This is a genomic window from Amycolatopsis sp. cg13 (assembly GCF_041346965.1).
Lineage (GTDB): Bacteria > Actinomycetota > Actinomycetes > Mycobacteriales > Pseudonocardiaceae > Amycolatopsis.
On record NZ_CP166848.1, the window covers coordinates 910,246 to 930,265 of the forward strand.

The 20,020-nt window shown below is 69.0% G+C and carries 22 protein-coding genes and 1 pseudogene; 13 read left to right on the top strand and 10 right to left on the bottom strand.

Annotated features, from left to right (window positions below; translation table 11 throughout):
* Positions 1-16 precede the first annotated feature (16 nt).
* Together AB5I40_RS03940 and AB5I40_RS03945 are read right to left on the bottom strand one after the other, a co-directional pair.
* Entirely contained in the window at positions 17-1,633 is a 1,617-nt protein-coding gene (locus tag AB5I40_RS03940) for an acyl-CoA dehydrogenase family protein (protein WP_370937039.1), read from the bottom strand.
* The gene (locus AB5I40_RS03945; RefSeq protein ID WP_370937040.1) at positions 1,617-2,222 is read right to left on the bottom strand and encodes a TetR/AcrR family transcriptional regulator; all 606 of its coding nucleotides are present in this window, start codon (positions 2,220-2,222) and stop codon (positions 1,617-1,619) included. Before AB5I40_RS03945 ends, AB5I40_RS03940 begins: the two co-directional genes overlap by 17 nt.
* 117 nt (positions 2,223-2,339) lie before the next feature.
* On the opposite strand from AB5I40_RS03945, the gene AB5I40_RS03950 reads away from it, so the two are divergent.
* On the top strand, positions 2,340-3,299 hold the full coding sequence (locus AB5I40_RS03950; protein ID WP_370937041.1) for an EamA family transporter: 960 nt from the start codon (positions 2,340-2,342) through the stop codon (positions 3,297-3,299).
* Positions 3,300-3,340: 41 nt separating this feature from the next.
* Positions 3,341-4,207, top strand: a complete 867-nt coding sequence (locus AB5I40_RS03955; RefSeq protein WP_370937042.1) for an LLM class flavin-dependent oxidoreductase — start codon at positions 3,341-3,343, stop codon at positions 4,205-4,207.
* Here the strand turns inward: AB5I40_RS03955 and AB5I40_RS03960 are convergent.
* The gene (locus AB5I40_RS03960; protein ID WP_370937043.1) at positions 4,204-4,797 is read right to left on the bottom strand and encodes a hypothetical protein; all 594 of its coding nucleotides are present in this window, start codon (positions 4,795-4,797) and stop codon (positions 4,204-4,206) included. The genes AB5I40_RS03955 and AB5I40_RS03960 overlap by 4 nt on opposite strands.
* Before the next feature lie 60 nt (positions 4,798-4,857).
* On the opposite strand from AB5I40_RS03960, the gene AB5I40_RS03965 reads away from it, so the two are divergent.
* From AB5I40_RS03965 to AB5I40_RS03975, 3 genes are all read left to right on the top strand, one after another.
* Complete coding sequence (locus AB5I40_RS03965) at positions 4,858-5,568, top strand: SDR family NAD(P)-dependent oxidoreductase (protein WP_370937044.1); 711 nt, start codon at positions 4,858-4,860, stop codon at positions 5,566-5,568.
* Between the two features lie 671 nt (positions 5,569-6,239).
* Entirely contained in the window at positions 6,240-7,265 is a 1,026-nt protein-coding gene (locus AB5I40_RS03970) for a tyrosine-type recombinase/integrase (RefSeq protein ID WP_370937045.1), read from the top strand.
* 4 nt (positions 7,266-7,269) lie between these two features.
* Positions 7,270-7,734: an SRPBCC family protein gene (locus AB5I40_RS03975; RefSeq protein ID WP_370937046.1), complete on the top strand. Its 465-nt coding sequence runs from the start codon at positions 7,270-7,272 to the stop codon at positions 7,732-7,734.
* Positions 7,735-7,947: 213 nt separating this feature from the next.
* Here AB5I40_RS03975 and AB5I40_RS03980 read toward each other — a convergent pair whose 3' ends face one another.
* The 4 genes and pseudogenes from AB5I40_RS03980 to AB5I40_RS03995 all read right to left on the bottom strand — a co-directional run bounded on the left by AB5I40_RS03980 (position 7,948) and on the right by AB5I40_RS03995 (position 10,192).
* A complete protein-coding gene (locus tag AB5I40_RS03980) occupies positions 7,948-8,373 on the bottom strand; it encodes a hypothetical protein (RefSeq protein WP_370940739.1) in 426 nt (141 codons plus the stop codon).
* Between the two features lie 217 nt (positions 8,374-8,590).
* Positions 8,591-8,848, bottom strand: a pseudogene (locus AB5I40_RS03985) (MerR family transcriptional regulator); the annotation flags it as partial.
* A gap of 44 nt (positions 8,849-8,892) precedes the next feature.
* Positions 8,893-9,714: a hypothetical protein gene (locus tag AB5I40_RS03990; protein ID WP_370937047.1), complete on the bottom strand. Its 822-nt coding sequence runs from the start codon at positions 9,712-9,714 to the stop codon at positions 8,893-8,895.
* Between the two features lie 97 nt (positions 9,715-9,811).
* The gene (locus AB5I40_RS03995; RefSeq protein ID WP_370937048.1) at positions 9,812-10,192 is read right to left on the bottom strand and encodes a hypothetical protein; all 381 of its coding nucleotides are present in this window, start codon (positions 10,190-10,192) and stop codon (positions 9,812-9,814) included.
* 66 nt (positions 10,193-10,258) lie between these two features.
* Between AB5I40_RS03995 and AB5I40_RS04000 the strand changes: the two genes are divergently transcribed.
* The gene (locus AB5I40_RS04000) at positions 10,259-11,035 is read left to right on the top strand and encodes a glycerophosphodiester phosphodiesterase (RefSeq protein ID WP_370937049.1); all 777 of its coding nucleotides are present in this window, start codon (positions 10,259-10,261) and stop codon (positions 11,033-11,035) included.
* Between the two features lie 40 nt (positions 11,036-11,075).
* A complete protein-coding gene (locus tag AB5I40_RS04005) occupies positions 11,076-12,074 on the top strand; it encodes a helix-turn-helix transcriptional regulator (RefSeq protein ID WP_370937050.1) in 999 nt (332 codons plus the stop codon).
* Here the strand turns inward: AB5I40_RS04005 and AB5I40_RS04010 are convergent.
* A complete protein-coding gene (locus AB5I40_RS04010; RefSeq protein WP_370937051.1) occupies positions 12,007-12,711 on the bottom strand; it encodes a transglycosylase family protein in 705 nt (234 codons plus the stop codon). The genes AB5I40_RS04005 and AB5I40_RS04010 overlap by 68 nt on opposite strands.
* Before the next feature lie 250 nt (positions 12,712-12,961).
* On the opposite strand from AB5I40_RS04010, the gene AB5I40_RS04015 reads away from it, so the two are divergent.
* The 3 genes from AB5I40_RS04015 (at position 12,962) to AB5I40_RS04025 (ending at position 15,720) form a co-directional block, all read left to right on the top strand.
* The gene (locus tag AB5I40_RS04015; protein WP_370937052.1) at positions 12,962-14,362 is read left to right on the top strand and encodes an MFS transporter; all 1,401 of its coding nucleotides are present in this window, start codon (positions 12,962-12,964) and stop codon (positions 14,360-14,362) included.
* Between the two features lie 22 nt (positions 14,363-14,384).
* Complete coding sequence (locus tag AB5I40_RS04020; RefSeq protein WP_370937053.1) at positions 14,385-15,146, top strand: thymidine kinase; 762 nt, start codon at positions 14,385-14,387, stop codon at positions 15,144-15,146.
* A gap of 226 nt (positions 15,147-15,372) precedes the next feature.
* Positions 15,373-15,720 (top strand): RNA polymerase-binding protein RbpA, encoded by a 348-nt coding sequence (locus tag AB5I40_RS04025; protein WP_009078445.1) that lies wholly within the window; start codon positions 15,373-15,375, stop codon positions 15,718-15,720.
* 263 nt (positions 15,721-15,983) lie between these two features.
* On the opposite strand, the gene AB5I40_RS04030 is transcribed toward AB5I40_RS04025, so the two are convergent.
* Positions 15,984-17,150 carry an MFS transporter gene (locus tag AB5I40_RS04030; RefSeq protein ID WP_370937054.1) on the bottom strand — a complete coding sequence of 389 codons (1,167 nt, stop codon included), beginning with the start codon at positions 17,148-17,150 and terminating at the stop codon, positions 15,984-15,986.
* Between the two features lie 86 nt (positions 17,151-17,236).
* On the opposite strand from AB5I40_RS04030, the gene AB5I40_RS04035 reads away from it, so the two are divergent.
* From AB5I40_RS04035 to AB5I40_RS04045, 3 genes are all read left to right on the top strand, one after another.
* Complete coding sequence (locus tag AB5I40_RS04035) at positions 17,237-17,674, top strand: winged helix-turn-helix transcriptional regulator (protein ID WP_370937055.1); 438 nt, start codon at positions 17,237-17,239, stop codon at positions 17,672-17,674.
* A gap of 79 nt (positions 17,675-17,753) precedes the next feature.
* Positions 17,754-18,098 (top strand): ArsR/SmtB family transcription factor, encoded by a 345-nt coding sequence (locus AB5I40_RS04040; RefSeq protein WP_370937056.1) that lies wholly within the window; start codon positions 17,754-17,756, stop codon positions 18,096-18,098.
* Positions 18,095-19,177 carry an SRPBCC domain-containing protein gene (locus AB5I40_RS04045; RefSeq protein WP_370937057.1) on the top strand — a complete coding sequence of 361 codons (1,083 nt, stop codon included), beginning with the start codon at positions 18,095-18,097 and terminating at the stop codon, positions 19,175-19,177. The genes AB5I40_RS04040 and AB5I40_RS04045 overlap by 4 nt, the downstream gene beginning before the upstream one ends.
* Before the next feature lie 66 nt (positions 19,178-19,243).
* On the opposite strand, the gene AB5I40_RS04050 is transcribed toward AB5I40_RS04045, so the two are convergent.
* Entirely contained in the window at positions 19,244-20,011 is a 768-nt protein-coding gene (locus tag AB5I40_RS04050) for a polyprenol monophosphomannose synthase (protein ID WP_370937058.1), read from the bottom strand.
* Positions 20,012-20,020: the final 9 nt, after the last annotated feature.

A 20,020-nucleotide genomic window follows, 5' to 3' on the forward strand; every position in this document is an offset into this window, starting at 1 on the left:
CGGCGAAACGCGCGGACTAGACGCGGGCGCGGGCGATGATCGCGGAAGTGTCGGTTCCAGCGGGCAAAGTGCCGAAAGCCAGGCCCCAGTCGCCGCCGAACCGCGTGCCGCAGAACGCGTCCGCCACCGCGCGCGGCGCGTGCCGCACGAGCAGCGATCCCTGCAGCACCAACGCCATCGACTCGACCACCCGCCGCGCCCGGAACTCCAGATCGTCCACATCGGACAGATCCTTCTTGAGCCGGTCGACCGCGTCGTCGAGGCGCGCGTCCTCGCCCGCCGCCTGCTCCACCTCGGCGAAGAACGCCGCCACCGACTCCGGCTGCCGTCCCATCGCGCGCAACGCGTCGAGCGCCGCGACGTTGCCCGAGCCCTCCCAGATCGACATCAGCGGAGCTTCCCGGTACAGCCGCGGCATGCCCGATTCCTCGACATACCCGTTGCCGCCAAAGCATTCCAGCGCTTCGGCCGCGTGCATCGGGGCCCGCTTGCACACCCAGTACTTGGTCACCGCGAGCCCGAGACGGCGGAACGCCTGCTCCTGCTCGTCGTCGCGCCGGTCGCCCGCGGCCGCGAGCCGCATCGACGCCGCCACCGCCGCTTCCGCCTCGATCACCAGATCTGCCAGCACATTCGCCATCAACGGCTGGTCCACGAGCGCCTTGCCGAACGCGTACCGGTGCATCGCGTGATGCACGGCGCGGACCGCGCCCAGCCGCATGCCCGACGAACTCCCGAGCGCGCAGTCGAGACGCGTGTTGTTGACCATCTCGATGATCGTCCGGACCCCGCGGCCCTCCTCGCCGACAAGCCAGCCCACCGCGTCGTCGTACTCGATCTCCGACGACGCGTTCGACCGGTTGCCGAGCTTGTCCTTCAAGCGCTGCAACCGGATCGGGTTCCGGCTGCCGTCCGGGAGAACCCGGGGGAGCAGGAAGCACGACAGCCCGCCGGGGGCCTGCGCGAGCGTGAGGAACATGTCCGACATCGGCGCGCTCGTGAACCACTTGTGCCCGACCAGCCGGTAAGTCCCGTCGCCCGCGGGCCGCGCCGCGGTGGTGTTCGCGCGGACGTCCGAACCGCCCTGCTTCTCGGTCATCGACATGCCCGCGATCAGGCCGCGTTTCGCGCTCGGCTCGCGCAACCCGAAGTCGTACTCGGTCGACGCCAGCAGCGGCTCGTACTTCTCGGTCAGCTCGGGATTCGCGCGCAACGCCGGAACCGCCGCGTACGTCATGGAAATCGGGCAGGTGTGCCCGGCCTCGGACTGGCTCCAGACGTAGAACTTCGCCGCCCGCGCCGCGTGCGCGCCCGGCCGCTCGTCCCGCCACGGAGCGGCCTGCAGCCCGTGCGACACCGCGACGTTCATCAGGTCGTGCCAGTGCGGATGGAACTCGACCTCGTCGATCCGGTGGCCGAACCGGTCGTGCGTGCGCAGCACCGGCTCGTTTTCGTTGACCAGCCGGCTCCACTCCTGAACCTGCTCGCTGCCCGCCAGCCGCCCCAGCTCGTGGAGTTCGTCGACGACCCACGACGCCTCCGTGCGCCCGACCGCCTCCGCCAGCGCCGGATCGGCGGCGGTGTCGTGCTCCAGCGGCGGAACCTGATTGACGACCTCATGCGTTGCGGGCATCCGAACCTCCCAGTGACCGCACGACGAACGTGCTCAACTCGCTGACCTCCGCCGACCCGCCCCTGGTCAGCGGACCGATCAAGACTTCCGCCGCGGCGCCCACCAACGCCGCCGCGCTCACCGCCGCGTCCTGCGCTGGCAACACCCCGGTCCGTACGCCTTCGGCGACGTGCTCCGCCACGACGTCCCGGAACACCCGCCGGAACTCGAGCCGCTCGGCATCGATCACCGCGTCCACCGGCTCCGCCAGCAGCGCATACGCCAGCCGCGGTGCCTTCAACGCCCGCACCGCGAACGTCTCGAACACGGCCACGACGCGGGCCATGGGATCGGCCGGTCCAGCTGCCGCTGAACGCACCGCCTCGACCTCGCGGGAGACGACCTGACGGAAGACCCGCACGACCAGGTCGGCCTTGGTGGGGAAGTGCCGGTACACCGTGCCGACCGCGACGCCCGCCCGCTCGGCGACAGCGGCTACCGAACAGCCCGAGTAGCCGTGCTCGGCCAGTTGCTGCACGGTGGCGTCGAGGATGCTGTCCCGGAGCGCGTCGAGCCGCTCCTGGACTTTGGGCGTTCTGCGGTAAGCCACGGCAAGAAGTGAACCACCGATTCACAACTTGCGTCAACGGTCGCTTCGCTAATCGGCTTGCCAGGCCCTGGACACTTTCCGGTGACCGAATACTTCGCAGTCCTGGGGGATCCTGCCGTGCCCGAAACTCCCCGAACGCGGCTGGCCCAGGGGCTCGTGCCCCTGACCGGCTTCGCGTTCCTCACCGCCGCCCTCGACGTCTTCGCGGGCAACCAGCTTCAAGCGCACGACCCTGCGACAGTCGCGGCCATCTCGTTCACGCTCGCCGCCGTGTTCTTCCTCGGCGGCGACATGATCCGACGCGGCCCGGCGGCAGCGCTGCGGCCGCTGCGCGACCACCGCTACGACGTGATCATGATCAACGTGACAACCGCCGTGACATGGCTGTCGATGCTGTACGCGCTCAAATTCCTGGAACCGGCGATCGTGAACGTCGTGGGGCTCGCCCTCGGCCCGCTGCTGACCGTGCTCGTCGGCCCGGTACTGCGGCCGGGGACGAAGGTGCTGCGCACAGAGGTCGTAGTCTCGCTGTTCATCGGCGTGATGATCGCGATGCTGGTCTGGGGATCGTTCACCGGGCACAGCGCGGTAGGCGAACAGTCCGCCGCGGACACCGCGATCGGCATCGCGCTCACCCTCCTCACCGGACTGGGCTCGGTGACGAACGTGATCTACTCCAAACGGCTCAGCGAGGCGAACCTGAAACCGCAGTCGGTGCTCGCGGTGCGGTTCTTCCTGATGCTGGCCGTGACCTGGACGCTGGTCGCGCTCAACGACCATCCCGGCGTGGGGACGGCGTTCCTCCCGTCCCTGATGATCGCGGTCGTCGGCGTCGCGGTGCCGCTGTACCTCCTGCAGGTCGGCATCAAGCACACGGAGCCGATCACCGCGTCGGTCCTGCTCACGCTCTCGCCGCTGTTCGCGTTCTTTCTGCAACTGCCCGACCAGCGGCTCACCCCGTCAGCGATCACCTTCGCGGGCGTCGTGGGGATCGTCGCGCTCGTCGCGATCAGCACGGTAGCCCGAACCAAGCACGACTCGGCCCGTGCCGCAGAGGAAGCGGGGACCTGCGCATAATCGCTTGCCGCGCCAGGCCTCTCGCCGGGACCATGCCTCGCATGCGCTTCTCGATCAACATCCCGAACTTCGGCGATTTCGCCGACGCCCGGACCGTGGCGAGAGTGGCGGCAGCCGCCGAACAAGAAGGCTGGGACGCGCTGTTCCTCTGGGACCACGTCGTCCACGACAAGGAAGAACGCCGCGGCCAGCCGTTCGGGGATCCCTGGATGCTCCTGACCGCGGCCGCGCTCGCGACCTCCACCCTCAAGATCGGCACCCTGGTCACGGCAGTGCCCCGCCGCCGTCCCGAGCACCTCGCCCGCCAGGTCGCCACCCTCGACGCGCTCAGCGGCGGACGCGTCATCTTCGGCGCCGGCCTCGGCGGACCGATCCAGGACGAATTCGGCAGCTTCGGCGAGCCCACCGACCCGGTCCTGCTGGCCGAGCATCTCGACGAGAGTCTCGGCCTCCTCGACCAGTACTGGTCCGGAAACCCCGTCAACCACGACGGCAAGCACTACCAAGTCCGCGACGTCACCCTCCTGCCCGCAACCGTCCAACAGCCGCGCCCGCCTGTCTGGCTCGCCGCCGTGTGGCCCAACCGCCGGCCGGTCCGCCGCGCCGCCCGCTGGGACGGCATCGCCCCGCTGTTCAAAAACGCCACCCACGGCGTCGTCCCGGCAGCGGAAGACGTCCGCGATGTCGTGTCCTACGCCCGAAAACACGGCGCGGGGGAGAAGTTCGAATTCGTCGTCGGCGGCGCCACCCCAGGCGACCCGGCCCAGGCCCGCGACCTGATCGCCCCGCTCGCCGAAGCCGGCGCGACCTGGTGGGACGAACGGCAGCTCATCACCACCAGCGACCTCGACCGCCTCGAACCCACCCTGCGCCGCATCAGCCAAGGACCGCCCAGGGGAGTGGGCTAGACCTCGACCACCAGCACCCCGCCGAGTCGCTCCGCCAACGGCCGCAGCGACTCCGCTGAAGGGTCGTTTTTGAGACCAACGGCAGGGAGGAAACGAACGGTCGTCCCGGTAGTGCCGTCCGCGGGCACCGCAACGAGATCGTCAGCCGGGACGCCGTGGTGATACCGCTGCGTCCACGCACCCTCCGCACGGCGATTCGTGTGCACCAGCCACTCGCTCAACGCCGCGACCACCGACATCCCGTACCGCGGATGCCCGTCCGGGAGGGGAGTGGCGGGCGGAGAATCGAAGTACCGGAAGTCTTTCGTCGCCATCACCGGCTTCCGCACCGGCCACCCGTCATCGCCGATCGCCATCTGCGTCCCGCGACCGTCGTCCGAGACCGACACCGAACCGTCCGGGTGAAATTCGACGACCGCCCGGCCCGCGCCCAGATCCTCCGCCTCGTCCGCGGCGTAGGCGAGCACCTCGAGAATCAGGTGACACGTTCCGGTCGGCGCGTACCGATCGGGGTTCTCGCGGATCAACCGCAGGTGCTCAGGATCGTGATCACGGGACCAGTCGTGCGTCGTCGGCTCCGGCAGCGGCATTTACCCATTCTGCCACCGATCCTTGACCTGGTCCGCGCTCCAGCACCTACCTTCGCGGCCATGACCACAACGCTCATTACCGGTGCCACCAAAGGACTCGGCTACGAAACCGCCCGCCGCTTGGTTGCCGCCGGACACACCGTCTACCTCGGCGCGCGCGATGCCGCCCGAGGCCAACGGGCCGCATCGGAGCTCGGTGCGCGAACCGTTCAGCTCGACGTCACCGACGACGCGTCAGTCCTCGCCGCGGCGAAAACCGTCGAGGCTGACGGGGGACTGGACGTCCTCGTCAACAACGCGGGCATCGCCATCGAACTGGGCAGCGATGGGCAACCGGTCGGCGCACCGGATGTGACTGCCGACCTGATGCGGGAAACGTTCGACACCAACGTCTTCGGCGTCGTGCGAGTGCTTCACGCGTTCCTGCCGCTCCTGCGACGCTCGTCCGCGCCGGTGGTGGTGAACGTCAGCAGCGCGCTGGGGTCGCTGGGCAGGATGACGGACGAGGAGACGCATCAGCACGCGTACCGCGGCGTGGCGTACCCGGCGTCGAAGGCCGCGGTGAACATGGTGACTGTGCAGTACGCGAAGGCGTTCCCGGAGATCCGGATCAACGCCGTCGAACCTGGCTACACGAGCACCGACATCAACGGACGCCGCGGCGGACAGTCGGTTGAGCAAGGCGCGGAGATCATCGTTCGGATGGCCCAGGTGGGAACGGACGGACCGACCGGCACGTACGTGGACATCGAGGGTCCGCTGGTGTGGTGACCGGTTTCGGCGGACGGGGCAGCGCGCCAAGTCGCTTACTTGACATAATGTACATTATCGGCGTTTTGGTGACCTGCTGATCAGCGTGCTGAGGAGGGGTTTCTCCAGGGATTCCGGATGCTGTCGCACGACTTGTCTCCGCACGCGTCCTCTGGAGCGTTCCTGAGCTCGCCGAGCGTCGGCTGACTTGTCTCTCGTCGTACGTGGACGCCTGGGCCAAGTTCCCGCGGAGCCTCAGGCGTCATCTCGGCGAAAGAGCCTGGGATCCCCGACAGGATCCGCCGGTGCAGTCGTGCTTAATTCGTCACCGTGACGAATTAAGCACGACTGGCTGGACGTTGAGGTTGGAGCACAACAACTTTCTCCAACTCGCTGAGGCTGGCTCAGGCGGCCTGAAGATCCACTCGACCAGATGAACGCGTCGCAGACCGCACCCAGCGCCAGGTGGATTCACCGCACTGAAGCACCCGTGAACACTGACTTTTCGCCCCGCACAGGGAGCATCCGGGCGCGAGCGGGTTTGAAAGAGAAGTGCTGTCCCCCAAGGGGATCCGACCCCTTCTCAAGCCTCGCCGAACCCCTTCCGCGGCCATGTTTCATGCATAATCGCTATTATGCATCATATATCAGACAACAGGTAGTGCGGAAGCAGCGTCGAAATTGTCGGTGCTGTGCGGTACAAGATCACTATGCTCGTTTCCGAGGCACAGCAAGCGTTCTTCGCGGCACGGCGGCCGCGCAAGGACTCGCCGCACACCACTGCCGCTTATCGGCGCGATCTCGCCGGGATCACCGCTCTCCTGCTGGCCGAGCTGGGTCGGGACGAGGCGGACGTCGAAGAGCTGACAGCGCCGGTGCTGCGGGCTGCCTTCGGCGCGTTTGCCGACAACCACGCGAAAAGCTCGGTGTTGCGTGCGTGGTCGACGTGGAACCAGTTCCTCACCTTCTGCGTGTCCGACGGGCTGCTCCCGGGCAATCCGATGGGAGCCGTCGCGCGGCCCAAGACTCCCCCGCTCACTCCGAAACCGTTGCGCGGCGAGGAAACTCCCGAGCAACTGCTCACCGCGGCGGCCGACGGGGCCCGCAGAGCGCGGGATCCTTGGCCGGAGCGGGACGTGCTGGTTCTGGCGCTCGGGCTGGTCGCGGGACTGCGGGCAGCGGAAATGCGCGCGCTCACGCCGCGGTCGGTCGTCGGGCGAGACGGTGAGCTGAGGCTGCACGTCCACGGCAAGGGCAGCCGGGACCGGTCGATCCCCGTGCAGCCGGCGATGGCGAAACTGATCGAGGACTACCAGGCTTCGTGCCGTCGACGCTTTCCCCGGCAACGGTTTTCGTCCAACGAGCCGTTGCTGCGGGACCGGGCGGGCAACCCGATCGGCCGCGGTGCGCTGGAGTATCTGGTGAAGTCGTGTTACCGGTGGGCGGGTTTGCACGACCGGGTGCCGACGGGCGCGAATCTCCACGCGCTGCGGCACACCTTCGCCACGCGGCTGGCCGAGGACGGTGCGACCGCGTCGGAGATCATGTCCCTGCTGGGCCACGCGAGTCTCGCGACGAGTCAGAACTACATCGAGGCGACCGGCCGGGAACAGCGAGCCGCCGCGGCGAGCAACCGTACTTATCGGGCGCTCAACGGGTTGGCTCGGGAGGAGTCTTCTCGAGCGGGCACTGCGCGGGAGGCCGATGTGATTGCATGAGTGCGTGACTGACGAACCTTCGCGCGTCGTGCGCGCCAGCCGGGAAATCGAGGCACCGGCGGAGCGGATTTTCGAGCTGATCGCCGATCCGGCGCAGCAGCCGAGCTGGGACGGCAACGACAACCTGGCCGAGGCGAAGCCGGGCCAGCGTGTCCGCGCGGTCGGCGAGGTGTTCACGACGACCCTCACGAACGGCTGGCTCCGGGAGAACCGCATCGTGGAGTTCGAGGAGGCGCGCCGGGTGGCGTGGCGTCCGTCGGAACCGGGCAAGGAACCGCCGGGGCATTTGTGGCGCTGGGAGCTGAAGCCGCTCAGCGCCACGCGGACGGAGGTGACGCACACCTACGACTGGACCGAGCTGGACCCCGACGACACGATGCGCAACACCCGTGCCCGGTCCATGACAACGGACAATTTGACGGCGTCGCTGGAGAATTTGGCGCGGGCGGCGGAACTTCCGCAGTCGTAAGCCGGAGTTCGCGCGGCTTACGGCGCGGGCAAGCTATGCGCCACAGGCGATCCGGGCCCGGGTTCCAGCGAACCCGTCGGCAACGGGTCGGGTGGATGCTGGCGCTCGGCCGCGTCAACGCGCCGCTGGCCGCGCGGGCGACCACCGTCAGCCTCTCCCCTGTGCCCGGTGTGGCTGAACAGGAGTTTCGGCCGTCCTGTTCATCCACACCGGTTATCGGTGTGCGCGCAAGGCGGCCGCGAGCCACGCGAAAGCGGGCACACCGCGCGGTCCCGGCGGGCGATTGTCGAGCAGGCTCAGCAGCTCCCAGTAGCGCTCGACGCGCGGTTCGGCGACCAGGTCAAGCCACTCGAGCAGGCCCTTCGCGTCGGAGTCAGCGGGCACGATCCGGTCGAGGATCGCCTGACCGGCCTCAGATTCCGGTGCGATCCCCTGCTCCGCGGCGGGACCAGCGTGTTCGAGGATCAACGGCCGGACGTTGAGGCCGAAGTCGATGCGGTGGCCGGATTCGCCGTGGAGCACCATCTGCCGCATGGTGTGCTGGAAGTCGTCGTCGGAGACGAGTTCGGCCAGCTCTATCCACGCGTCCACTTGAGCGGAAGTCGGGTCGTCGGGCAACTGCGGCGGCATCTCCCGCATGAATTCGGCGATGACCAGAGCGTCCGGCTTCGTCGACTCCGGCGAAGATCTTGTCGACGAAGCCGTCGATGAGCTGGTGCCGTTCGCGGGCGGACAATCGGGCGAGTTCGTGCATCAGGGCCAGTCCTTCGGTCTTGTTGTCCCGGCTGAGGGCGTTGAGCAGGACCGCGCGGTTCAGCCGCAAGATCTGGATCTGGGCTTCGAGGGCCTGGACGTGGCTCGCGGCGACTTCGGCCAGCGTGGACTTCCTGTCGAGTACCTCGCGCACCGCGTCCAGGCCGAAGCCGAGTTCGCGCAGCGTCTTGACCAGCTGGAGGCGGCCGACCGCGTCGGCGCTGTAGAGCCGGTAACCGCCCGCGGAACGGTCCGCGGGCGGTATCACTCCGCTGTCGGACCAGAATCGGATCGTCCGCGCGGACAGTCCGGTCCGGCGAGCGAGTTCCCCGATCGGGCAGCGGCCGGTCGCCTCGTCCATGCCCTCAATCTGCACCTTCCACCCGCTGGAAGGTCAACTCGAATTCAGGCAGCGGTCGTGCTCCGGGGGAAATCCTTGCGCTTGATCTTCGCGCGCCGTCCGTCCGGGTGGTGGAACACGATCCCTTCCGCGAGGTGGCCCGGCGAGAACTTGCTCTCCAACGTGGTCAGGAACTCGCGCAGGCCCTGGTAGCTGCGCGGGACGTCCAGCATCGTGGGCGCCTGGAAGTCGAACGGCACGCACAGGTGGTCCGGCAAGGCCAGCGGGTTGCCCTGGATGCGCGGCCCGAGCGCTTCGCACGGGTGCTCTCCGTCGGCCCATTCCGACACGTCGGTGTTCCCGGCGGCGGCGAGGATCCACTTATCGTCGGCGGAGGTCTCGTCGGTGTCGACGTACCAGCCGTCCACGATTCCTTGCTGTTTTTGGGCTTTGCTCGGGTTCCGGCGCTTTTCGACGCGGACCAGCCGGCCGGAGCGGACGGTGAGGCGGACGTTGGTGCCGTCGAGTTTCTCGGTCCCCACGCCGGCTCCGTCGAAGACCCACGCGCATTCGGCGCGCGGTCGGTCGACCACTTGGAAGCGCTCGTCGCGTTCGAAGAGCGTGGGGATTTTCTCCATGACTTGGTTCCTTCTCCTGACGTGCCCCAGTAATTCCTCATGGCTGACGACGCCCTCGGCCAGTCCGCTCGCCAGCGACCGGACGAGGTCCGCTACCGACACGTCCGCTTCGACCGCGACGTGTTTCAGCGCCTTCTTCTCCTCCGGGGAGATCCAGGCGACCAGTCGCGACCAGCCTTCCGGGGGCGTCCAGCGTGCCGGGGCCGCGGGGTTTTTGCGGGGCCGGCCTCGCCCTCGGGGTTCGTCCATGGCGGGAACACTAGGGCTGTGAGGGCGCTTGTGTCAATTGGCATAACAGAAAATAGTCAGCAGGTCAGAGCGAGATTTTCACGGCAGGAAAATACCCTCAGCGAAGCTGTTCGAGATCCTTCGCCGCCGTAGCGATCTCCTCGGCGAGCTGCCGCAACTCCCCCGCGGACGCGCCGTCCTGGGCAGCGGTCACGATGTCCTCCGCGGCGCAACGCAGCTGGAAGAGCCGGTCCTGCAACGCGGCGATCTCGGTGTCCGACAGCACGACCGCGTCCTCGGGCAGGCCGCTGCGCTGCAGGGCGGTCCGGCGTTCGTAGGCGCGTTGGCGGCAGGATTGCCCGCAGTAGCGGCGACGGCGTCCGACGTTGCCCGCTTCGGGCAGGCGGCGGCCGCACCAGCCGCAGTGTTTCGGGGCGTTCGTGCGGCGCGGCACGACGCGTTCGTCGCCGGTCAGAGCGGTTTCGGCCAGTTCCCTCACCTGCCGGACTCTAGCTGTCCATCACGTTCTCACGACGGGGCCACACCGATGGCGCAGACTGGAAGCATGCGTCCACCGTTTCCGTACCTCGCCGACTCGCTCCCCCGTGCCTTCGCCCACCGCGGCTGGCATCTCGGCGACCTGGAGGGGCTGGAGAACTCGCTGCCGGCGTTTCAGCGCGCGGCGGCCGAGGGGTATCGCTATCTGGAGACGGACGTGCACGCCACGTCGGACGGCGTGGTCGTTGTCCATCACGACGCGACGCTGGATCGGACGACCGACGGGCGCGGGGCGATCGCGACGCAGACCTGGGCGCAGCTCAAGGATGTCAAGATCGACGGCCGGGCGCCGTTGTCGCGGCTGGAGGACCTGTTCGAGGAACTGCCGGACGCGTTTTTCAACATCGACGTGAAGGCCGACAGCGCGGTAGTCCCGTTCGTGCGGGCGCTGCAGCGGACCGGGGCGATCGACCGGGTCGCGGCGGCGTCCTTTTCGGACTCCCGGCTCGCCCGGCTGCGGCGGCTGGCGGGGCCGAAGCTGCTGACCGCGATGGGGCCGCGGTCGGCGTTCCTGTTGTGGGCGAACGGGTGGGCTCCGCTGCTGCCGATCAGCCGGTTCTCGGCGGGCTGGTTGGCGCAGGTTCCGGTGCGGCAGGGGCCGTTGACGGTGGTCGACCGTTCGTTCGTGAAGTCGGCGGTGCGGCGCGGGTTCGAGGTGCACACGTGGACGATCGACGACGCGGACCAGATGCGGACCCTGCTGGACCTGGGTGTGCACGGCATCGTGACGGACCGGCCCGACCTGCTGCGCGAGGTGCTGCAGGAGCGGGGTGCGTGGAAGTAGCGGACAGAACCTGACCGCTACGCAAGGCAGGATCGAGGGCGTGCCGAAGACCTCCGCGCGGCTGTTGTCGCTGCTCTCGTTGCTGCAGGCTCGGCGGGATTGGCCGGGTGCGCTGCTGGCCGAACGGCTGGAGGTCAGTCCGCGCACGGTGCGCCGCGACGTAGACCGGTTGCGGGAGCTGGGTTATCCGATCGTCACGACGAAGGGTCCGGACGGCGGTTATCGGCTCGACGCCGGGGCACAGCTTCCGCCGTTGCTGTTCGACGACGACCAGGCGGTGGCGCTGGCGATCGCGTTGCAGGCGGCGACCGGGGCGGGGATCGAGGAGGCGGCCAAGCGGGCGTTGCAGACCGTGCGGCAGGTGATGCCCTCGAGGTTGCGGCATCGGGTGGATGCCTTGAGCTTCACTGCCGTCGAGCGTCCGGCCCCCAGCGCGGATCCGCAGACTCTCGTCGCGTTGAGCGCCGCTGTGCGTGCCCGTGAGGTGCTCAGATTCGATTACGCCCCAACGGATACGCCGCCTCGGCGCGTGGAGCCGCATCATCTCGTGACGTGGGGCCAGCGGTGGTATCTGGTCGCGTGGGATCTCGATCGCGAGGACTGGCGCATCTTCCGCGCGGACCGGATCACGCCGCGTACGCCGACCGGGCCGCGGTTCGCCGAGCGCGGGTTGTCCGACGTCGCCGCGTTCGTGGCCGCCAAGTTCCGCGGGACGGATCTGTCCGGCGAATGGCCTTGTCGCGGCGAGGTGATCCTGCATCTCCCGGCGACCGAGGCGGCGAGCTATCTGGCCGACGGCGTCATCGAGGCGCTCGGGCCGGACCGGTGCCGGGTGAGTCTCGGGGCTTGGTCGTGGCGCGGGCTGGCCGCTTCGTTCGGCCGGGTCGACGCTGATCTCGAAGTCGTCGGCCCGGCCGAACTCGCCGAAGCGTTCCGGCAGCTCGCCGCGCGCTACGCCGAAGCGGGGCGGGTCAGCGCGGAGCCTTGCCTTCCCACGCGGCCTTCCACGTCTTCGGACCGAGCCGGCCCGAGTCGTTGATGCCGTTGGCGCGCTGCAGGTCCAGTACCGCGGTGCGGGTCTTGTCGTAGTAGCAGCCGGTGCCGCTGAAGCCGTAGCCGAAGGCGTTCATCCGCAGCTGGAACGTGCGCAGCGCGGGGGCGCAGTCGCCGTAGGCGTAGACGAGGCCGGGCCAGGCCGGCGTCGCGCCGGGCGGTCCCGGCGGCGGGGTGGGCTGCGGCTTGGGCGCGGGCGGGGTCGGCAGTCCGCCTCCGCCGATGTAGGCGGCCTCTTCCCAGGACGGGACGCGCTTGCTGCGGCCGTCGCCGTCGTTGGACAGGCCGAGCATGCCGCCGCATTCCCACGGCTGCCAGCCGCGCATCCGGTACAGGTAGAGGGCGCGGTAGTCCTGCTCGCGGGGGCTGGCCTGGTCGGGGCGGCCCTGGCCGCCGACGCTGCGCCAGGTGGAGAGGTCGAACTGGTAGGCGCCGTAGTAGCCGTTGCCGGTGTTGATCGTGTAGCGGCCGCTCGACTCGCACATGCGGAGCTTGGCCCAGGTGTCCGAATGGGGGTCCGCGGAGGCGGCGCCGGTGACGACGAGTTCCATGCCGAGGACGGCGACCACGAGCAGCAAGGCTCGAGCGGCGGCCCGTCTGGCAGTGCGAACGCGGTTGGTCATGCCACGCACACTAAGCACGTGACTCATGGACCACAAGAGTCACACCACGCACAGCAGTCTCACATGACACGCCCGGATATCCCGGCAGCGACACGCCCGGCCCGGCGTGTCGCGCGTTCCGGCGCGCGGCGTGGCGGAAACCGGAAGCGACGAACCGGACACGGTTTGCCCCCTTCGGCGGTACCCGTTGCCCTCCCGGCAGTAATGTCCGGCGCGACCTGGAGATTCATGACCGAACAAGGAGCCGTGGATGACGCTGGCCGAGACCCGGGACAGCAAGCGGGAACGGTGGGGCTGGTACTTCTACGACTGGGCCAACTCGCCGTTCTATTCGTCGGTCACGACCGTGTTCGGCGCGCTGTACATGAGCACCGTCGCGGCGGCGGACGCGAAGCAGAACATCACCCTTAACGGGGACAGGGCTTGTCTCAACGCGTCCGGAGTGGACGACAAGCTCAACCACTGCGACGTGTCGCTGTTCGGCCTCCACTTCCCCGCCGGTTCGCTGTGGGGCTACCTGCTGTCGGTGGCGACGATCGTGCAGGTTCTGGTGCTGCCGATCGCGGGCGCGGTGGCCGACCGCAGCCGCAACAAGCGCAAGATCCTCGGAGGGTTCGCCGTGCTGGGCGCGGCGGCGTCGGCGCTGATGTTCTTCATGGCCGGTTCGGACTGGCAGCTGGGCGCGGCGCTGTTCATCCTCGCGAACATCGGCTACGGCGGCTCGCTGGTCGTCTACTACTCGTTCCTGGTGGACATCGCGACCCCGGACGAGCGCGACGACGTCTCGGCCAAGGGCTGGGCGTTCGGCTACCTCGGCGGCGGGCTCGCGCTCGCGCTGCAGCTCGCCTTCTACCTCAGCCGCGAGTCCCTCGGCATCGACACTGGCATGGCGGTGCGGATCTGCTTCCTGACTTCGGGCATCTGGTGGGCCGTCTTCACCATCCCGACATTGCGGCGGCTCCCCCGCATCCACGTACCGACCGAGACCGCGCGCGGGGTTTCGGTGCTGCGGTCAGGGTTCCGCGAGCTGCGCCAGACGCTCGGCGAGGCGAAGGCGTATCCGCTCACGCTCGCCTTCCTCGGCAGCTACCTGCTCTTCGCGGACGGCATCAACACCGTCGTCACGGTCTCGGCCCAGTACGGGAAGGACGAGCTGCGGTTCTCCGACGAAGTGTTGATCATCACGGTCCTGGTGATCCAGTTCCTCGCCTACGCCGGCGGCGTCCTGCACGGCCTTCTCGCGCGCCGCCTCGGTGCCAAGCGAACGATTCTGGTCAGCCTCGTGCTCTGGGTCGTGGTGCTCGGCGGGGCGTACTTCGTGCAACCGAAGCAGCCGCTGCAGTTCTTCGCCGTGGCGATCGGCATCGGGCTGGTGCTGGGCGGGACGAACGCGCTGGCCAGGTCGCTGTTCAGCCAGATGATCCCGGCTGGGAAGGACGCGCAGTACTACTCGCTCTACGTCGTGGGCGAGAAGGGCACGTCGTGGCTGGGGCCGCTGGTGTTCGCCGGCGTCGGGCAGGCGACCGGGTCGTTCCGGCTGGCGATCGTCGCGCTCGTGGTGTTCTTCGTGCTCGGGTTCGTGTTCGTCGCGCTGGTGCCGGTGCGGCGCGCGATCGCGGCCGCCGGCAACCGTCCGCCGGAGGTGCTGTGAGGCCCAGATAGGGTCGGGCGTCGTGACCGCTGCAGACGACGTTGTGCTCGAGGACCCCACCGACGCGCTTTCCGCGGCCCCGCCCGCCGGAGCCCGGCGCAACGGTCCCGCGCGAGGACGGCTGAAGTTCTGCTACGGCCCGATGGACTGCGGGAAGTCGACGCTCGCGCTGCAGATCGACCACAACCACGCGCGCCAGGGCCGCCGCGGACTCGTGCTGGTCCGCCACGACCGGTCCGGCGCGCCGCAGATCACCAGCCGGATCGGCATCGCGCGGCGGGCGACCGAGGTCGCGACCGGCACCGACATCCGGGACCTGGTGCGCGAGCAGTGGGCGCGCGGGCAGCACGTGGACTACGTGATCGTGGACGAGGCGCAGTTCCTCTCCCCCGTCCAGGTCGACCAGCTCGCCGAACTCGCCGACGAGGCGGGCATCGACGTGTACTGCTTCGGGATCGCGACCGACTTCCGCAGCCGGCTGTTCCCCGGAGCCGCCCGGTTGTTCGAACTCGCCGACGAACTGCAGCCGGTCCAGGTCGAGGTGCTCTGCTGGTGCGGGCTGCCCGGCCGGTTCAACGCGCGGGTCCGCGACGACGTGATTCTCCGTGACGGAGACACCGTTGTGGTAGCAGATACCGAACACTCCGTAGTTGAACCTTCAGCTTCAGCACGGTCTGATGCCGAAACGGTCACGGTCCGTTATCAGGTACTGTGCCGTCGCCACTTCCGCTCGGGGGATCTGGGACCCGCTGCCGCCCAGCACGGTCAGTTACGGTTGTCCTAGAGCTAACCTAACTAGCCCGACTGGGGGATATCCGCACTAAGAAGGCGGTATCCGCGTCACGTCAGAGGGCGAAACGACTCCCTCTGGAGGAAGCTGAAGACCACGGGTGACGCAGCTCATCGTGAGCAGCGACATGGGGCGCCGGGAATCCCTCGGATGTCTCGTTCGTTGCATAGGGTGAGCATCACCCTGGCTCCACCCGGAGCTGACTGAAAGGAATCCCACTATGGCCGACCGTGTTCTCCGTGGAAGCCGGCTGGGAGCGGTCAGCTACGAGACCGACCGCAATCACGACCTCGCTCCGCGCCGTACCGTGCGCTACTCCTGCCCCAAGAACCACGAGTTCGAGGTGCCGTTCTCCGACGACGCCGAGATCCCGACGGTGTGGGAGTGCCGCCTGCACGGCAGCGAATCCGAGATCGTCGACGGCGGGCAGCCCGAGCAAAAAAAGGTCAAGCCCCCCAGGACCCACTGGGACATGCTGCTGGAGCGCCGCTCCATCCCCGAGCTCGAGGACCTGCTGAACGAACGTCTCGCCGAGCTCAAGGGACGCCGGACCAGCCGGTCCGCTTGAGCCTCGGCCAGTAGCTGGCTCCCACCACCGAACAGGAACGGCCCCCGCGACCTCCCCCCGCGGGGGCCGTTTCGCGTCCGCGGCACGCCCCGCCGGGGGTTTTCTCCGTGGCGACGGCGCGCCGGCGACACGACCAAGCCGTTGTACGTGAGGGGAACCCTGAGGGAATCTGATTCCCTCAGGGTTCCCCTCACGACCGCCAAGAGCCGGCCACGTGGCGACACCTCGGGCATTGCGGCGCAACGCCGGGGAGGCCGCTCTGGTCAAGACGTTCGCAGCGACAGCCGCCGAGCATTGGCGACCGCCCACACCGCGAACGCACACCCGCCGAACACCGCACCCAGGACGCTGGAGCCCGTCCAGCCTGCGGCTGCGAACGCGGTGGTCGTCGTGGCAGCGCCCAGGGCGGAGCCGAGCGAGTAGAAGATCATGTAGCCGCCGATGACGCTGCTGGTGCGGTCCGGGTGCGCCGCGGTGAGCAGGTGCTGATTGCTGACATGCACCGCCTGCACAGCGAAATCGAGCACCAGCACGCCCAGGCCGAGCAGCCACAGCGACGGTTGCCCGACCGCCAGCCAGGACACCGCCAGCAGGACCAGCGCTCCGCCGGTGACGAGGCTTGCGCGGCCCCTGTCCGCCCAACGTCCCGCGCGGGCGGCGCCGAGCGCACCTGCCAGGCCGACCAAACCGAACAGGCCGATCTGCGCGGTGCTGAGGTCCCACGGGTCCGCGGCGAGCGGCAGCGACAGGCCGCTCCACAGCGCGCCGAACGAGGCGAACAGGAAGAACGCGATCAGCCCTCGCGAGAGGAACAGCGGCTCGCGGAACAGGCCGCCGAGCGACGTCAGGACCTGGCGGTAAGTAGTGCCGTCGCGGCGCGGGTCGGGCGGCATCGTCTTCAGCACGAGACCGGCGAGCGTCACCAGCAGCACCGCGAGAGCGACGTAGACGCTGCGCCAACCCCACAGCTCCGCCAGCGCCCCGGCCGCGACGCGGGCGCCGAGAATTCCGATGACCACGCCGGACGTCACGACGCCGAGCGTGCGTCCGCGTTCGTCCGAAGTGGACAATGCGGCCGCGTAGGCGACTGTCGTCTGGACGACCACCGCGAACAGGCCCGCGAGCACCAAACCCGTTAACAGCAACCAGGTTTGAGTGGCGGCTGCGGCCAGTGTCGCGCCGACGGCGGTCAGCAGCAGGTGTCCGGCGATGAGCTTGCGCCGGTCGACGAGATCGCCGAGCGGGACCAGCACGGCGAGTCCGGCCAGATAGCCGAGCTGTCCGGCGGCGACGATCCAGCCCAGCCCCGCGGCCGGCACGCCCAGGTCTCCGCCGATCTCGGCCAGAACCGGCTGAGCGGCGTAAATGCTCGCGACGGCGACCGCGCACACCGCGGCGAACACCGTCCGGCGGCTCGTGGTGAGGTCCATGACTCCCCCAATCAGTAGCGAATTGCAACTGATCGCACCGTACGGCAGAATGGTTTCAAAGAGCAACTCATCAAGGAGGGGCGCCCATGGGCGAGAACCCGGCCTGGACCGACCCGTCGTGCCCGGTGGCCCGCACCCTGGACCTCGTCGGCGACCGGTGGAGCCTGCTGATGGTCCGCGACGCGATGGACGGCGCGCGGGCGTTCACCGACTTCCAGCAGCGCACCGGCATCGCCCGCAACATCCTCACCGACCGGCTGCGCCGCCTGGTCGAGCGCGGCGTCCTCGACCGGCAGGCCGCGGAGTCCGGCAAACGGCAGGTCTACTCGCTCACGCCGGCCGGGCGCGACCTGTTCACCGTCGTCGTCGCCCTCCGGCAGTGGGGCGAGCGGCACGCCTTCTCCCCCGGCGAAGACCACTCCGTGCTCGTCGACGAGGCCGGACAGCCGGTTCCGCCGCTCAAACCGGTCGCCGCGAGCGGCGCGGCCGTCGACGTCGGGACGACCTCGGTGCGCAAAATCTGACTCGCGATCACCCCTTGCCCCGACGACTCCACGGGCTTATTGTCAACGTACTGCTTGATAAAGAGATCGGTTGATAAAGATGACCGTTGACAACGTCGAGGACCGGCTGGACCGGGCGTTCACCGCGCTCGGCGACCCGATCCGGCGTGCGCTCATCGCCCGGCTGTCGCGCGGCGAAGCGACCGTGAACGAGCTGGCCGAGCCGTTCCCGGTGACGAAGCAAGCCGTGTCGCGGCACGTCCAGGTGCTGGAGGCGGCCGGGCTCATCACGCGCAGCCGCGACGGCCAGCGCCGCCCGTGCCACCTCAACGCCGCCGCTCTCGAAGAACTCACCAGCTGGATCGACGCCTACCGGCTCACCCGCGAACGCGAATTCCGCCGCCTCGACAGCGTCCTCGAAGAGACCAAGGAGCAAGGAAAATGACCGCGACCACTATCACCGCACAGCCCGGCAGCCCGTTCATCGAGGTAGTCCGCGAGTTCGACGCGACGCCCGCGCAGCTGTTCCGCGCTTACACCGACCCGGACCTGATCACCCGCTGGCTCGGTCCGCGCGACATCGAAATGCGCATCCTCGAGTTCGACGCGCACTCCGGCGGCGCGTACCGCTACGTGCATCGCGACACCGACGGCAGCGAACACGTCTTCCGCGGCGTCTTCCACACGGTGGAGAGAGCCGAGCGGATCGTCCAGACCTTCGAGTACGAGGGCGCGCCGGGCAACGTCAGCCTGGAGAGCATGACCTTCGAGGACCTCGACGGCCGGACGCGGCTGCGGACCCGGTCGGTCTTCCCGAGCGTCGAGGCGCGCGACGCCATGGTCGCGAGCGGGATGGAGCGCGGGATCCGCGATTCGATGGACCGGCTCGGCGAACTCGCGCGCGAGGGGGACCGGCCGGAGGCGAGCCGGGTGGTCGTGGACATCTCGATGTCGCTGGACGGCTACGTCACCGCCCCGGGAGCCGGTCCCGACCACGGGCTCGGCGTCGGCGGAGAACCGCTGCACGCCTGGGTGTCCGACCCGACGCCGCGCGACTCGGAGATCCTGCACCGGTCGTTCACCGACACCGGAGCGGTGGTCATGGGCCGCGCCATGTTCGACGTCGTGGACGGCCCGAACGGCTGGGCCGACGAGGACGGCTACGGCGAGGGCGAGGACCGGATCCCCGCACCGCCGGTGTTCGTCGTCACCCATGCCCGGCCCGAAAAAGTGCGGCTGGGCGAGCGGTTCCGGTTCGTCACCGACGGACTCGAAAGCGCGATCGAGCAGGCTCGCGCGGCCGCGGGCGGCAAGAACGTCACCGTGGGCGGCGGCGGGTCGATCGCGTCGCAGGTCCTGTACGCCGGATTGGCGGACGTGCTGCGGATCCACGTCGCGCCGATCGTCCTCGGCGACGGAACCCCGTTGTTCCCCAAGGGAAATCCCGCACCGGTGCGCCTGGAGCCGCTCGGTGCGGTGTCGACGCCGGGCGCCGAACACCTCACCTATCGCGTCCTGAACTGAGCCCGCGCCGAGACTCCCCCTGTGCGGCAAGGAATCCCGGCGCGGCGGCAGTTCGAGAGAAAACCGTCAGCCTCGGCCCAGCAGCTTCTTCAGCTGGGCAAGGCGGCGCTGCACGCCCCACTCCGCGACCCGGAAGAACGCCTCGGACATGATGCCGCCGCTCATCTTCGACACGCCGATCTCCCGGTCGGTGAAGGTGATCGGCACCTCGACGATGTCGAACCCGGCGTCCGCGGTGCGGCGCGTGAGGTCGATCTGGAAGCAGTAGCCGTGCGAGGCGACCTCGTTCAGCGCCAGCTTCTCCAGCACCGGGCGGCGGTACGCGCGGAACCCCGCGGTCATGTCCGCCACCTTGATGCCCAGCGCGATCCGCGAGTACAGGTTCGCCCCGCGCGAGAGCAGGGTCCGGCGCAGCGGCCAGTTCACCGTGCTGCCGCCGGGCACGTACCGCGACCCGATCGACAGGTCCGCGTCGCCGACCGCGTCCAGCAGGCGCGGCAGGTCCTCCGGCGCGTGCGAACCGTCGGCGTCCATCTCCACGAACGTCGCGTAACCGCGCTCCATCCCCCAATGGAACCCGGCGATGTAGGCCTTGCCGAGGCCTTCCTTCGCGGTGCGGTGCAGCACGTGCACCCGCTTGTCCGCGGCCGCGCGCTCGTCGGCCAGCTCCCCCGTGCCGTCCGGGCTGCCGTCGTCGACGACGAGCACGTCGACGTCCGGGAGTGCCTTGTGGAGCCGGTCCAGCACCGGGCCGAGGTTCTCCCGCTCGTTGTAGGTCGGGATCACCACCAGCACCGGTTCGATCGTTTCGGCCCCCCGCGGCGCCTGCGCCATCCGTCTCCT

Excerpts from the sequence above, each read along its gene's own strand:
- AB5I40_RS04035 (WP_370937055.1), top strand. The coding sequence starts at position 17,237 with ATGGGCGAGAACCCGGCCTGGACCGACCCGTCGTGCCCGGTGGCCCGC.
- AB5I40_RS03960 (WP_370937043.1), bottom strand. The coding sequence starts at position 4,797 with ATGCCGCTGCCGGAGCCGACGACGCACGACTGGTCCCGTGATCACGAT.
- AB5I40_RS04015 (WP_370937052.1), top strand. The coding sequence starts at position 12,962 with ATGACGCTGGCCGAGACCCGGGACAGCAAGCGGGAACGGTGGGGCTGG.
- AB5I40_RS03965 (WP_370937044.1), top strand. The coding sequence starts at position 4,858 with ATGACCACAACGCTCATTACCGGTGCCACCAAAGGACTCGGCTACGAA.
- AB5I40_RS03980 (WP_370940739.1), bottom strand. The coding sequence starts at position 8,373 with ATGCGGGAGATGCCGCCGCAGTTGCCCGACGACCCGACTTCCGCTCAA.
- AB5I40_RS03955 (WP_370937042.1), top strand. The coding sequence starts at position 3,341 with ATGCGCTTCTCGATCAACATCCCGAACTTCGGCGATTTCGCCGACGCC.
- AB5I40_RS04040 (WP_370937056.1), top strand. The coding sequence starts at position 17,754 with ATGACCGTTGACAACGTCGAGGACCGGCTGGACCGGGCGTTCACCGCG.
- AB5I40_RS04030 (WP_370937054.1), bottom strand. The coding sequence starts at position 17,150 with ATGGACCTCACCACGAGCCGCCGGACGGTGTTCGCCGCGGTGTGCGCG.
- AB5I40_RS03990 (WP_370937047.1), bottom strand. The coding sequence starts at position 9,714 with ATGGACGAACCCCGAGGGCGAGGCCGGCCCCGCAAAAACCCCGCGGCC.
- AB5I40_RS04045 (WP_370937057.1), top strand. The coding sequence starts at position 18,095 with ATGACCGCGACCACTATCACCGCACAGCCCGGCAGCCCGTTCATCGAG.
- AB5I40_RS04010 (WP_370937051.1), bottom strand. The coding sequence starts at position 12,711 with ATGACCAACCGCGTTCGCACTGCCAGACGGGCCGCCGCTCGAGCCTTG.
- AB5I40_RS04000 (WP_370937049.1), top strand. The coding sequence starts at position 10,259 with ATGCGTCCACCGTTTCCGTACCTCGCCGACTCGCTCCCCCGTGCCTTC.
- AB5I40_RS04050 (WP_370937058.1), bottom strand. The coding sequence starts at position 20,011 with ATGGCGCAGGCGCCGCGGGGGGCCGAAACGATCGAACCGGTGCTGGTG.
- AB5I40_RS04025 (WP_009078445.1), top strand. The coding sequence starts at position 15,373 with ATGGCCGACCGTGTTCTCCGTGGAAGCCGGCTGGGAGCGGTCAGCTAC.
- AB5I40_RS03940 (WP_370937039.1), bottom strand. The coding sequence starts at position 1,633 with ATGCCCGCAACGCATGAGGTCGTCAATCAGGTTCCGCCGCTGGAGCAC.